Origin of the sequence: Mesorhizobium sp. LNJC391B00, assembly GCF_000502535.1 — a bacterium.
Taxonomy (GTDB): domain Bacteria; phylum Pseudomonadota; class Alphaproteobacteria; order Rhizobiales; family Rhizobiaceae; genus Mesorhizobium.
Map to the genome: position 1 here is coordinate 121,582 of NZ_AYWI01000009.1, position 12,432 is coordinate 134,013.

11 protein-coding genes are annotated in these 12,432 nt (G+C 61.9%); 5 read left to right on the forward strand and 6 right to left on the reverse strand.

Features of this window, described 5'->3' with window-relative positions:
* Nucleotides 1-206 precede the first annotated feature (206 nt).
* Nucleotides 207-959: a DUF5131 family protein gene (locus X750_RS143610; protein WP_023705910.1), complete on the forward strand. Its 753-nt coding sequence runs from the start codon at nucleotides 207-209 to the stop codon at nucleotides 957-959.
* Here the strand turns inward: X750_RS143610 and X750_RS1000000164890 are convergent.
* From X750_RS1000000164890 to X750_RS143585, 5 genes are all read right to left on the reverse strand, one after another.
* A complete protein-coding gene (locus X750_RS1000000164890; RefSeq protein ID WP_245260951.1) occupies nucleotides 914-1,831 on the reverse strand; it encodes a three-Cys-motif partner protein TcmP in 918 nt (305 codons plus the stop codon). The genes X750_RS143610 and X750_RS1000000164890 overlap by 46 nt on opposite strands.
* Before the next feature lie 247 nt (nucleotides 1,832-2,078).
* A complete protein-coding gene (ychF, locus tag X750_RS143600) occupies nucleotides 2,079-3,182 on the reverse strand; it encodes a redox-regulated ATPase YchF (RefSeq protein WP_023683702.1) in 1,104 nt (367 codons plus the stop codon).
* A 95-nt stretch (nucleotides 3,183-3,277) separates the two neighbouring features.
* Nucleotides 3,278-4,018, reverse strand: a complete 741-nt coding sequence (pth, locus tag X750_RS143595) for an aminoacyl-tRNA hydrolase (protein ID WP_023705908.1) — start codon at nucleotides 4,016-4,018, stop codon at nucleotides 3,278-3,280.
* A gap of 21 nt (nucleotides 4,019-4,039) precedes the next feature.
* Nucleotides 4,040-4,684 carry a 50S ribosomal protein L25/general stress protein Ctc gene (locus X750_RS143590; RefSeq protein WP_023686131.1) on the reverse strand — a complete coding sequence of 215 codons (645 nt, stop codon included), beginning with the start codon at nucleotides 4,682-4,684 and terminating at the stop codon, nucleotides 4,040-4,042.
* Nucleotides 4,685-4,946: 262 nt separating this feature from the next.
* Complete coding sequence (locus tag X750_RS143585; RefSeq protein ID WP_245260953.1) at nucleotides 4,947-6,179, reverse strand: ROK family transcriptional regulator; 1,233 nt, start codon at nucleotides 6,177-6,179, stop codon at nucleotides 4,947-4,949.
* A gap of 239 nt (nucleotides 6,180-6,418) precedes the next feature.
* On the opposite strand from X750_RS143585, the gene X750_RS1000000164895 reads away from it, so the two are divergent.
* The 4 genes from X750_RS1000000164895 (at nucleotide 6,419) to X750_RS143570 (ending at nucleotide 11,855) form a co-directional block, all read left to right on the forward strand.
* Nucleotides 6,419-8,980, forward strand: coding sequence for an ATP-binding cassette domain-containing protein (locus tag X750_RS1000000164895; protein ID WP_023748158.1), 2,562 nt, complete (start codon nucleotides 6,419-6,421; stop codon nucleotides 8,978-8,980).
* Nucleotides 8,977-9,966, forward strand: coding sequence for an ABC transporter permease (locus tag X750_RS143580; protein ID WP_023733354.1), 990 nt, complete (start codon nucleotides 8,977-8,979; stop codon nucleotides 9,964-9,966). The genes X750_RS1000000164895 and X750_RS143580 overlap by 4 nt, the downstream gene beginning before the upstream one ends.
* Nucleotides 9,967-10,012: 46 nt before the next feature.
* Nucleotides 10,013-11,014, forward strand: a complete 1,002-nt coding sequence (locus tag X750_RS143575) for a rhamnose ABC transporter substrate-binding protein (RefSeq protein WP_031203833.1) — start codon at nucleotides 10,013-10,015, stop codon at nucleotides 11,012-11,014.
* A 79-nt stretch (nucleotides 11,015-11,093) separates the two neighbouring features.
* Nucleotides 11,094-11,855, forward strand: coding sequence for a glutamine amidotransferase (locus tag X750_RS143570; RefSeq protein WP_023733353.1), 762 nt, complete (start codon nucleotides 11,094-11,096; stop codon nucleotides 11,853-11,855).
* 22 nt (nucleotides 11,856-11,877) lie between these two features.
* Here X750_RS143570 and X750_RS143565 read toward each other — a convergent pair whose 3' ends face one another.
* On the reverse strand, nucleotides 11,878-12,309 hold the full coding sequence (locus X750_RS143565; protein ID WP_023670043.1) for a MarR family transcriptional regulator: 432 nt from the start codon (nucleotides 12,307-12,309) through the stop codon (nucleotides 11,878-11,880).
* Between the last annotated feature and the right edge of the window lie 123 nt (nucleotides 12,310-12,432).

The following is a 12,432-nucleotide window of genomic DNA, read 5'->3' on the forward strand; positions in this document are numbered from 1 at the left end:
GTGACAAAATCAAGACAGGCGACCGAACTGAGAGATGGCCTCCGGCCGGTTAGAAAATTCGTCGAAAGTGCCGCTGTTAGACTTGGTCTATCTCCACCAAGCTCGTCGTGGTACAGCCAGCCGGTTGTGAACAAATTCCTAGCAAATGTTTAGAACGACGTTTACAATGTCTATGCCACTCTTCCATCAACACGGAAGGTAAAGTGATGGCCGAAACATCAATCGAATGGACAGATGCGACCTGGAACCCTGTCGCCGGCTGCACAATTCTTACTGCCGGATGCACAAATTGTTACGCGATGAGGATGGCTGCTCGGCTGGAAGCCATGGGAGTCGACAAATATGTGGGAGTGACACGCAAAAGCGGTGGCAAAGCGAAATGGACAGGCAAGATTAAGCTCGACCGCGCATCGATTTCCGTTCCGCAAGAATGGAAGAAGCCTAAGCGTGTCTTCGTAAACTCAATGTCTGATCTCTTCCACGCGGAAGTGCCAACTGCCTTCATCGCTGAGATATGGCAGGTCATGGCAGCAACGCCTCGCCACACCTATCAAATTCTGACAAAGCGGCCAGATAGGATGTCGGAAGTACTTTCCTCCCCCGAGTTCAATGTGCTTCCAAACGTCTGGCTCGGCACCAGTGTTGAAGATAGTCGGGTGCTGTACAGGCTGGATGAACTCCGGGCGGTTCCTGCGGCCGTGAGATTTGTTTCATTCGAACCCCTGATCGGGTCTGTTGCCGGCGCCAATCTCAAAAGCATTCACTGGGCAATCGTCGGAGGCGAAAGCGGACCGCAGGCTAGGCCGCTAGATACCCGATGGGTGGACGAGATTTTCGACCAATGCACCGATGCCGACACGGCGTTCTTCTTCAAACAGTGGGGCGGCAAGAACAAGAAGATAACAGGTCGCACCTATCGTGATCGGCTTTGGGACGATCTTCCCGATTTGAGAATATGAGAGGCCATCTTTGTCGCTAGTGCGACTGCGGCCGGACTCGTGTTTGACACGGCGAAAAAGAGTGAAGCCAGTGGCGCGCCCCCTTTATGATGAAGGCGAACTGGCTCCAAAACAGCCCCTTTGAACACTGTGCGCAGGCGCTCCTTCACGTAGGATTCGATAGCGTTCACATCCGCCCGCCGAACTGCTTGCCCCTTCGTTTCGAATAGGTCTTGGCGCGCACTTTCGTGACCATACCAACGCTCCCGCCAGTCAGTTGCCCCTAGAACGCGATCCAGACTTGCCTGCTTGCTCGGATCGAGCTTTGCCGGATCATGGGGAGCGTTTCGGTACAGACCTGACAACGGAAAGAAATACCAACAGTCCAAGGCTTCCGTTGCTGCGATGGCTTTTACCGTCTCCCATGAAACTTCCATGCCATAGGGATCGAGGAAGACAACGCCACGAATCCCACGGCCGACGGTCTCCGCTCCGCGCCAATTTGTGCGCTTGCAAAGGCGTTGGACAAGATCGTTGGCGTCCCCGTTTCGAACAATTATCTTGCGATTGGGATACTCAGAGATCAGTTCACCGAGTTGCGCAAAACGGGAATTATCCCGTTCGATCAGCACGATAGAATGCATCGGCGGGTCGACTTCGATTGCAATCCTAGCCGACCCCTGAGTGGTTACCTCTTCTGGTTCTGCCATTTCTGAACCGAAGAGAGGAAGACCGGGGCGGACTTCCGTACGAGTCCCGGAGCCGGCAAAAGCGTCGATATAAATGCAAGCGAATTCCTGGTCGCGCAGAGCGATAGCAAAGGCTCGGAGATATTCCTGTAAGCAACGAAGCTTCTTAGGGGTGTCTGGCCCCCCAAAGACGTGTGTTACCATCGTCGTCATCCTCCACCCTGGTACATCGATACGCACAATGAGTGGAGTGTCTAGGAGGAACTATGTCATAGCGATATTTTATTGCGCAATCGAGGCTGAGTGATTTCGTCTACCCAGTTGTCGGCCGCCACAGCGCTGCGCTCTACAGTATCGAGGCCGCCACACCCTGCAATCTCGTACCTGCTGCGAGATTTAGGCGCCAGCCTTCTACATGGCCGCGCCGCCATGGGTGGCGTGCTACAAGAAATCAGGTGTTGAACTTGAACAGCAGAACATCGCCGTCCTGGACGACATACTCCTTGCCTTCGTCGCGCGCCTTGCCGGCTTCCTTGGCCGCCACTTCGCCGCCCAGTGTGACGTAGTCGTTATAGGCGATGGTCTGGGCGCGGATGAAGCCGCGCTCGAAATCGGTGTGGATGACGCCGGCCGCCTGCGGGGCCTTGTCGCCCTTGTGGATCGTCCAGGCGCGCGTTTCCTTCGGCCCGGCGGTGAAATAGGTGATGAGATGCAACAGATCGTAGCCGGCGCGGATGACCTTGTTGAGGCCAGGTTCGTCGAGGCCGAGCGAGGACAGGAACTCCATCTCTTCCTCGTCGGAGAGCTGGGCGACTTCGGCCTCGATCGCGGCTGAGATCACCACGGTGCCGGCGCCCTGCGCGGTCGCCATCTTTTCCACGGCCCTGGTGTGCTCGTTGCCGGTGGCGGCGTCGGCTTCGGCGACGTTGCATACATAGAGCACGGGGTGCGAGGTCAAGAGGTTCAGTCCCTGCAGGATGCGCAGGTCTTCCGCTGAAATGCCCTTGAGCAGGATGCGGGTCGGCTTGCCGGCCTGGAGGAGCTCGAGTGCTGCCTCCATCATCGGCAGCACGGTGGTTGCTTCCTTGTCCTTGCTGCCGGCGCGCTTGCGGATCTGCACGATGCGGCGCTCGAGGCTGTCGAGGTCGGCGAGCATCAGCTCGGTCTCGACCGTATCGGCGTCGGCGACAGGGTCGATCTTGCCCTCGACATGGGTGATGTCGTCATCCTCGAAACAGCGCAGCACATGCACGATGGCGTCGACCTCACGGATGTTGGCGAGGAACTGGTTGCCCAGCCCTTCGCCCTTGGAGGCGCCGCGCACCAGGCCGGCAATGTCGACGAAGGAGATGCGGGTCGGGATGATCTCTTTCGACTTGGCGATCGCGGCGATCTTCTGCAGCCGCGGATCGGGCACCGCCACCTCGCCGGTGTTCGGTTCGATGGTGCAGAACGGATAGTTGGCGGCCTGCGCCGCCGCCGTCCTGGTCAACGCGTTGAAAAGCGTCGACTTGCCGACGTTGGGCAAGCCAACGATGCCGCATTTGAAACCCATGTGTCCGGTCCTATCGGGAAACTAGAAATTTGATGAGGGCTATGGGCGATAGGGGTGAGCAACGTCAAGCCCCGCGGTCCCGATCCTATCGACGCTCAGTCCTTCTTGCCGAACAGTTTCTTCAGCATGGCGGCCATAGGGCCGCTTTCCGGCAGCTTGGCCGCCGCCTGCTGTGGCCGTGCCTGGCGGATGTGACTTTGAGCCTTTGGACCTTCAGCCTTCGGCGCCTTGGGCGGCGGCCGGTCGTCGTCGCTGGTCGGCACCAGCTTGTCACGCCAGGCCAGAGTAATGCGGTTCATGAAGGAACTGTCGTCGCCCTTGGCCAGCAGCCCGGCATCGTCGGCGATGGTGTCGAGCAGCACGTCCAGCCATTCGCGATCGGCCTTGGCGAAGTCGCCGAGAACATGGCCATGCACCATTTCCCGGACGCCGGGGTGTCCGACGCCGATGCGCACGCGGCGAAAATTCTTGCCGACATGCTGGTCGAGCGAGCGGATGCCGTTGTGGCCGCCGGCGCCGCCGCCGACCTTGACCCGCAATTTGCCGGCCGGCAGGTCGATCTCGTCGTAGAAGACGGTCAGCGCCTCGGGGCCGAGCTTGTAGAAGCGCAAGGCTTCGCCGATCGGCTGTCCCGACAGGTTCATGAAGGTCTGCGGTTTGATCAGGAGAATCTTTTCGCCGGCAATCGTGCCTTCGGCGATCAGGCCCTGGAACTTCTTCGACCAGGGCGAAAACGAATGGCGGCGGGCAATTGCGTCCGCCGCCATGAAGCCGACATTGTGCCGGTTATCAGCGTATTTCGCGCCCGGATTGCCGAGGCCTGCAAAGACAAGCATCGTGAACTCCGGGCCCGAAAATTACTTCTCTTCGGCAGCAGGAGCCGCCGCTTCGGGGGCTGCCGCTTCCGCCGTCTCTTCCGTCTCCGGCTTCATCGCCGAGGAGCCGGCAATTGTCGCGATGGTGAAGTCGCGATCGGAGATCACCGGCTTGACGCCGGCCGGCAAGGTAACCGCCGAGATGTGGATCGAATCGCCAATGTCGGCGCCGGTGAGATCGACGGTGATGAATTCCGGGATCGCATTGGCCGGGCAGTGGAACTCGACTTCGTGACGCACGATGTTGAGCACGCCGCCGCGCTTGATGCCGGGCGACTTGTCTTCATTGATGAAGTGGACGGGCACGTCGACGTTGACCTCGGTGTCCTTGCCGATGCGCAGGAAGTCGACATGGACCGGGAAATCCTTGACCGGGTCGAGCTGGAAATCCTTGGGCAGAACCTGGATTTTCTTGCCGTCGACGTCGATCGTGGCGATCGTGGTCAAAAACCCGCCGCCATGGATTTTGTAGAAGACGTCCTTGTAGTTCAGCGCAATCGCCAGGGGAGGCTGTCTGTCGCCGTAGATAACTGCAGGCACTTTACCGTTGCGGCGAACTGCACGGGCGGACCCCTTACCGACCTGTTCGCGCGCTTCGGCCTTGAGCTCGTAAGTATCGTGGCTCATGGCATTTCCTTTCGCGTTTTATGGAGCGTTTGCGGTGGCAGTGTGCCTGGACCGTAAACGTCGAAAGCCGCCAGGCCTGGATGTCCGAATGCCAGAAACCGCATACGCGGAGCTTTGTTCGGGATCACAAGGGAAGGCAGCCTTCCGCCGCGTTGCCTCCAAGGGTGTCTACGCGGGTGGCGGCTCTATAGCGGAAGGCGGGAAAGGGTGCAAGCCATGGCGGGCAAGGGCGGCCGATCCTGCGTTGGGCGCCGCATTGCGCTCAGGCCGGCAGGTCGGCGGGCGGATTTGATCCGTTTCCCTTGGCGCCACCCAGCGTGGACAGCGCGCTCAGCAGTTTCGTCCGGTCCTTGCCGATCATCAGCACGCCGCTGTCGGGCGCCAGCAGCGCCGAGAACGGAAGCATGGCAGCGCCGATCGAGGAGGCCTCAGGGCCGAATTGCCCCGACACGATCTCCGGCGCCACGATGCCGATTGCGCTGGCCTGGTTGAACTGGGTCTGCACCCTTGCCAGCAGTTCGAGATGGATCGGCCTGGGCAGGATCGAGTCGAGAACGATGGCCTCGATGTCGATGATGGAGGTGATGGCGATGATCGCCTCGACCAGCGCGCTCGCACAATCGTCGATCCATTCGAACAGCGGCACGCGCGCTTCGGGTGGCAACGGATCGAGTTCCCGCACACGATTGATCACCACGCCGCGCGACCTCAGGTGATTGACCAGCACATAGATCGAGGCGCGATGCAGCAGGCTCTGGTAGCGCGCAGGCTTCGCCGCCACCGAATCGAGGCTTGAGGGCGAGACCGGCAAGGGTCCGAGGGCAGCGCTGTTGCCATGCGGCCCGGTATGGACCCTGCCGCCTTGCACAAGGCCGCCGCCGACAAAAGTGTCGATCGAGATGTGCATGAAATCGCGAAAGCGGGCGCCAGCGCCCTGAACAAGTTCGGCCAGCGCCGCCGACGTGGCGTCGTTTTCCACGAACACCGGCGTCTTCGCCGGCGTGGCAAAGCATGTCGTCAGGTCGATCGCCTCCCAGCGGCTGCCGAGATCGTCGGGAAAGCCGAGTTCCTCGCTCCAGCCGCCGAGGAAATAGGGTGAGGCAATGCCGACGCCGACGATGCTGGCATCGCCAAGCCCATCCACCAGCTTTTCGAAGGTGGCCAGCGCCATGTTGCCGGCCTTCAGCACCAAATCAGGATCGGGGAAGCGGTATTCGTGCGACTCTCTTGCGCGGATTTCACCGGCGAAGTCGACCAGAACGGCTTCAAGCGCACGCCGGCCGATCTTGATGCCGACGCTGTAGATGCGCTCCGGCGTCAGCCGGTACAGCGTGGAGGGCGAACCGCGCTGCCCGAACCTTTTTCCCACTTGCTTTACGAATCCGGAAGATTCCAGGCCGTCGACGATGGCAGCGACGGCCGCCGGCGTCAGGCTTGCCGCGCGCGCCAGATCGGACTTGGAGGCTTCCTTGAGGCGACGGATGGCGTCGAGCACGAAACGCTCATTATAGTGCCGAACTTTGACAGAATTGCTGCCTTTCCCTGACAAAACCCGCACTCCCCAAATGTCCCGTTCCCGGCGCGAAGCCCGCAAACCACCTGCGGCCGAGCGCACCCTGCGGTGCCTATGTTGGCGGCGACAGTGCGCGTCGGAACCATGGAAGTCAATTTTGCCGTTGCGCCTTTGCACTATTTAATATAGCAAATTGAAAAAATAACGGTCAGGGAGGAGACGTGCTGCACTCGGGCACACAAAGCGAAGCCGACGCTGCGGTGGTGCGGGCTGTTCCTGTTGCCCTGGTTCAGGCGACGAAGGCTTTCGGCGGCACGATTGCGCTCAAGGACGCCTCCTTCGAATTGCGCTCCGGCGAGGTGCTGGCGCTGCTTGGCGAAAACGGCGCCGGCAAGAGCACCTGCGTGAAGCTTCTCGCCGGTGTGCATTCTCCCACCAGCGGTCATGTCGAGGTTGACGGCAAATCAGCCGTCTTCCATTCGCCGCATGACGCGCAGGCGGCCGGCATTGCGGTCATGCACCAGCATCCTGGCCTGTTTCCCGATCTGTCGGTGGCGGAGAACATCTATCTCGGCCACATGCCGCGCGACCGCTTTGGCGGCATCGACAATGCCGCCATGCTGGCCGGCGCCCGCAAGGTGCTGGCTACCGTCGGGCTCGACGTGCCGGCGGCAACGCGGCTGGGAACACTGCGTACCTCTGAACAACAACTGGTCGAGATCGCCCGCGCGCTGTCGCTGGATGCCCGCGTGCTGATCATGGACGAGCCCACGGCGGCGCTGTCACAGCGCGAGGTCGAGCGGCTGTTTTCCGTCGTTGCCGATCTCAGGCTGCACGGCGTGGCGATGATGTTCGTCGGCCACCGTATGGACGAGATCTTCCGCATCGCCGACCGCATCGCGGTGCTGCGCGACGGGCGCCTGATCGGCGTCAAGCCGAAGGCCGAGCTTGGCCGTGCTGCCGCCATCAGCATGATGGTCGGGCGTGAAGTCACCGACCTCTATCCCGAACGGCGCCATGCCTCAGGCGCGCTGGTGCTGGAGGGGAAGGGACTTTCGCGCGCCGGCGGCTTTACCGGTATCGACCTCAAGCTTCACGCCGGCGAGGTGCTGGGGCTTGGCGGCCTGGTCGGCAGCGGACGCACCGAGATTGCGCGCGTGCTGTTCGGTATCGACCGGCCCGACGCCGGCGAAATCCTGATCGACGGCAAGCCCGTGCAGTTCGCCTCGGCGCGCGACGCCATGGATGCGCGCATCGCCTATGTGTCGGAAGATCGCATGGGCCAGAGCCTGGTGATGGATTTCTCCATCCTCGACAATGCGGTGCTACCTGTTCTCGACAAGGCCGCACAACGCGGTCTCTACGGCACCGACCGCGCCATCGGTCTGGTGGCGGACTGGCTGAAGCGCATGAAGCTGCGCTTTTCCGGCTACGGGCAGCCGGTGAAAGAGTTATCCGGCGGCAACCAGCAGAAGGTGGTGCTGGCCAAGTGGCTGCGCACCGAGCCGCGCGTGCTCATCCTCGACGAGCCGACGCAAGGCATCGATGTCGGCACCAAGGCGGAAGTGCATGCAATGATCGCGGACCTTGCCGCGCAAGGCATGGCGATCCTTTTGATCTCGTCAGAGATGCCCGAGCTGATCGGCATGTGCGACCGCATTGTCGTGCTGCGCGAAGGCCGCCAGACTGCTGAGTTTTCGCGCGGGCAAGCCACGCAGGAAAAGGTACTGGAAGCGGCGACCAGGACCGATGAACGTGCCGGCCAGGCAGCGCAGATAGAACGCGCCGCCGAGGAGGAAAAGGCAAAAGGACCGTTCGATTTTCTGAGGCGGCGGGAATTCGGCCTGCTTGCGGCGATGCTCGCCGTCGCCATTCCGGTCACCATCATCAACCCGCGCATGGTGAGCGCGGCGAACCTCACCGCTGTGTCGATGGACGCGGCCTTGCTGATTGTCGCCGCACTGGCGCAGATGCTGGTGCTGATCACCCGCAACATCGACCTGTCGATCGCAGCTGTGATCGGCCTCTCCGCCTATATGGCGGCCAGCATGGTTCAGGCCTATCCCGGATTGGACATCGGCATCGGCCTGATCACCGCCTGCGCGGTCGGCGGCTTTGCCGGACTGCTCAACGGCCTTGTCGTTACCAGGGGAAAGATCCCGGCCATCGTCGTTACGCTGGCTTCGATGTCGATCTTCCGCGGTTTCAACTCGATCTGGGCGGCGGGCGACCAGGTCAGCGCCGACGAAGTCACGCAAGCCTGGCTCGACATGACCGGGCTGAAGATCGCAGGCGTGCCGCTGATCGTCATCATCGCTATTGTCATCCTGTGCGCCGGCTATGTGCTGCTCTATCGCACCGCAACCGGACGCGAGCTGTTTGCCACCGGCTCCAATCCCGACGGCGCAAGGCTGATCGGCATCCCGGTCGACCGGCGCATCCTGCTGGCCTTCGGCATGGCCGGCCTGCTCGGCGGTCTGTGCGGGGCGCTGTGGGCATCGCGCTATGCCACCATCGATGCCCGCGTCGCGCTCGGCTTCGAACTCACGGTGATCGCCTCTGCAGTGGTCGGCGGCGTCGCCATCCGCGGCGGCTCGGGCACGCTGCTCGGCATCATCCTTGGCGCGCTCACTCTCTTGGTCATCAAGAACGGGCTGACGCTGGTGCGTGTCGACCCGCTCTGGCTGCAGGGCGTCTATGGCCTGGTGATCCTGGTTGCCATCGGCATCGACACCTTCATCGCGCGGCGTGCCGAACAGGCAAGACAGGCGAGGGCGAGATGAGAAAGTTTATCCGCTCGATCGACTTCTGGGATCTGCTGCTGGCGACCGCCTGCCTCGCCGTCTTTATCTATGCGGCGGCCTTCGTGCCGAATTTCGTTTCCGGCTTTAACCTTTCTCAGCTGGGGGCGAGCGCCTCGGAAAAGGCGTTGCTGATCCTGCCGATGACGCTGCTCATCATCACCCGCGAGATCGACCTGTCGATCGCCTCGGTGCTGGCGTTGACATCCGTGATTTTTGGCCTGCTCGTCCAGGGCGGCGTGCCGACGCTGGCCGCCATTCCGCTGACGCTCGTCTTCGGCGGCCTGCTCGGCGCCTTCAACGGCTATCTGGTGTCGGGCCTCGGGTTGCAGTCGCTGGTGGTGACGCTCGGCACCATGGCGCTGTATCGGGGCATTGGCTACATCCTGCTCGGCACCGGTTCGGTCAACATATTGCCGCCGGCGGTTGTCGATTTCGGCATCAGCAATCTGCCGGGCACACAAATCCCGTGGACCATCGTGCCGTTCCTGCTGCTGGCGCCGATCTTCGCGGTGGTGCTGCAGAAGACGCCGACCGGCAAGCGCATCTATGCGCTTGGCGGCAGCCCCGAAGTGGCGCGCTATTCCGGCATCGGCACGCGCCAAATGGTGCTGAAGCTTTTCGTCGTTTCGGGCCTCGTCGCGGCCATCGCCGGCATCGTCTACACCGCGCGCCTTTCCAACGCCCGCGCCAACAATGCGCTCGGCATGGAACTCGACGTCATCACCATCGTGCTGCTCGGCGGCGTCAGCGTCTTCGGTGGTAAGGGGCGGCTCACGGGGGTCATGCTGGCGCTGCTGTTGATCGCCATCATCCGCAATGTGCTGGCGCTCAACCAGATCGGCGGCGACGCCCAAGGCATGATCATCGGCCTGCTCCTGATCGGCTCGCTGCTGGTCGGCAATTACTGGCGCTCCCTGGAGGAGCGGCTGTCAAGATCGCGCGTCCTGCGCGAAACCAAGGGGTGATCTCGGGCCCCTTTCTTCAAGCCCGAATTCTGACGGAGGAGACACAATGAAAGCGTTTAGAATAGCCCTGCTCGCATCCGCGGTTCTGCTTGCGCCGGCCTCGCTGGCCTACAGCCAGGAATGCGCCAAGGAACCGGTGACCGTCGGCTTCCTGCCCAAGCTCGACACCGATCCCTACTTCAAGGTGGCTTTCGGCGGCGCCGAAGAGGCGGCGAAGGAAATTGGCGGCACCGCCACCCAGGTTGCCCCTTCGCAAGCGACGGCCGAGGCACAGATCGAATTCATCAACAGCCTTGTGTCGCAGAAGGTCGGGGTCATCGCTATCGCCGGCAACGACGCCAATGCGGTTGCGCCTGCGCTGAAGCGCGCCGTTCAGCAAGGCGTCCGGGTGATCTCGTACGATTCCGACGTCGCGGCCGATGCGCGCGCGGTGTTCGTGAACCAGGTGAAGGGCGACAGTCTGGCCGAAATGATGCTGGAAAGCGCATTCAACCTCAGCGGCGGCGAAGGCGAGTTCGCCATCCTGTCGTCGACGCCGACGGCGACCAACCAGAACGCCTGGATCGACTTCATGAAGGCGAAGATGGCGGCAGAGCCGAAATACGCCAAGATGAAACTGGTGCAGGTCGCCTATGGCGAGGAGAGCGAGCAGGTCAACCAGCAGCAGGCCTTGGCGCTGGTGCAGGCGTTTCCGGATCTCAAGGTGATCATCGTGCCGGCAGGCATTGGCCTTCCGGCGGCCGCGCGCGCACTCGAGGAAGCCGGCATGATCGGCAAGGTCAAGCTGACCGGCCTTGCGCCGGCCACTTTGATTTCGAAATACATCAAGGATGGCTCTGCCCAGGATATCTGGTGGAATGTCACCGATCTCGGCTACCTGACCTATCAGGCGGCCCAGGCGCTGGCGCAGTGCAAGATCACCGGCAAGGAAGGTGAGAAGTTCACGGCGGGCAGGCTCGGCGAATACACGATCGGGGCCAGCGGCGAACTGATCCTTGGCCCGGCCAAGATCGTGACGCCGGAAAACCTGGCCGAGTTTAAGTTCTAAGCCTCCCAAGGCCCGGCGGGCGCCGGTTCAAGCCGGCGCCCGCTCGTTCAATTGTCAGTCGAAAAGCGTGAGGGCGACGATGAAACTCTTGCTGGCAGGCGAGACCTTCGCGGCGACGACGTCGGTCGCTGCCGGCGGCGACGTTCTGACAAGTGCGACATGGGTGAATGGCGCGACGGCCTTCAATGCCGCCCTTGCCGCAGAGCGCATAGCGGTGACGCAGATCGGTGGCGATCGCTGCGCGGCCGAATTTCCGTATGACCTCGACGCGCTGGCCGAATACCAGGCGGTGGTGATCTCCGATGTCGGCGCGCTGACCTTGCTGGTCACGCCGGAGGCCCGCGCCGGGCGCATTGGCGTCAACCGCCTCGAGGTCCTCAAGGCCTATGTCGAAGGCGGCGGCGGGCTGATGCTGGCCGGAGGCTATATGGGATTCCAGGGTATGTTCGGCACGGCGCGTTTCCACGACACCCCGGTCGAGGACATCCTGCCCGTGCGCTGCCTGCCATTCTCGGACGGGCTGGAAGTGCCGCAAGGCCTGCAGCCGTCGATCCTTCAGGCGTCGCATCCGATCCTTGCCGGTGTCGCGGGTCCGTTGCCGCCGATCCTCGGCATGAACAAACTCGATTTCAGGCGCGACGGCTCGTCCCAGCTTCTGGCGACCTGCCAGTATCGCGGCACCGACTGGCCGCTGCTGGCGGTTCGTGAGCATGGCCGTGGCCGCACCGTCGCGTGGGCGACAGACATCGGCCCGCACTGGCTGTCGCAGGATTTTTTGGGATGGCCGCTCTACGGCATATTGATGGCCAACATCATGCGCTGGCTGGCCGGCAAGGATTAAGCCTGGCGTGTTTGTAGGGCAGCTAGTCCGGCTTGCTGCTCAACGCTTCGCGCAGCGCCTGGATCCGCCGATTCAAGGCATCGAGATCAGCCATCGTCATGCCCGAGCGTTCGATCAGGGTTTCGTTGAGGCAGTTGCACTGGACGAGCAGCGCGCGGCCGGCAGGCGTCAGGTCGACCTGCACTTGGCGCTCGTCCGTCTGGCTGCGCTGGCGGGTGACGAGACCGGCCTGTTCCATGCGCTTCACCAGCGGCGTGATGGTGCTCGATTCCAAAGCGAGCCTGTGCGCAATCGAGCCGACCGACATCCCGCCGGCTTCGGCAAGTGCGTTCAGCACGAGATATTGCGGATAGGTGATGCCCATCTCGTCCAGCATGGGCTTGTAGGTGCGATTGATTGCCATGCTGGTGGCGTAAAGCGTGAAGCAGAGCTGGTTGTCCAACGGGAGAGGCACGAGGCATTCCTTTGCCGACTGAGCACATCAATATGTACCACGAAAAATGATATCGCGATACATATTTTCTGTAGACAAGGATTTGGACCTGCGCTAGTCGTATGGTTATCGCGATATTGATTA

Bases quoted from the DNA above. Each gene is read 5' to 3' on its own strand.
- X750_RS143610 (WP_023705910.1), top strand. From the start codon at position 207: ATGGCCGAAACATCAATCGAATGGACAGATGCGACCTGGAACCCTGTC.
- X750_RS1000000164890 (WP_245260951.1), bottom strand. From the start codon at position 1,831: ATGGTAACACACGTCTTTGGGGGGCCAGACACCCCTAAGAAGCTTCGT.
- ychF (WP_023683702.1), bottom strand. From the start codon at position 3,182: ATGGGTTTCAAATGCGGCATCGTTGGCTTGCCCAACGTCGGCAAGTCG.
- pth (WP_023705908.1), bottom strand. From the start codon at position 4,018: ATGCTTGTCTTTGCAGGCCTCGGCAATCCGGGCGCGAAATACGCTGAT.
- X750_RS143590 (WP_023686131.1), bottom strand. From the start codon at position 4,684: ATGAGCCACGATACTTACGAGCTCAAGGCCGAAGCGCGCGAACAGGTC.
- X750_RS143580 (WP_023733354.1), top strand. From the start codon at position 8,977: ATGAGAAAGTTTATCCGCTCGATCGACTTCTGGGATCTGCTGCTGGCG.
- X750_RS143575 (WP_031203833.1), top strand. From the start codon at position 10,013: ATGAAAGCGTTTAGAATAGCCCTGCTCGCATCCGCGGTTCTGCTTGCG.
- X750_RS143570 (WP_023733353.1), top strand. From the start codon at position 11,094: ATGAAACTCTTGCTGGCAGGCGAGACCTTCGCGGCGACGACGTCGGTC.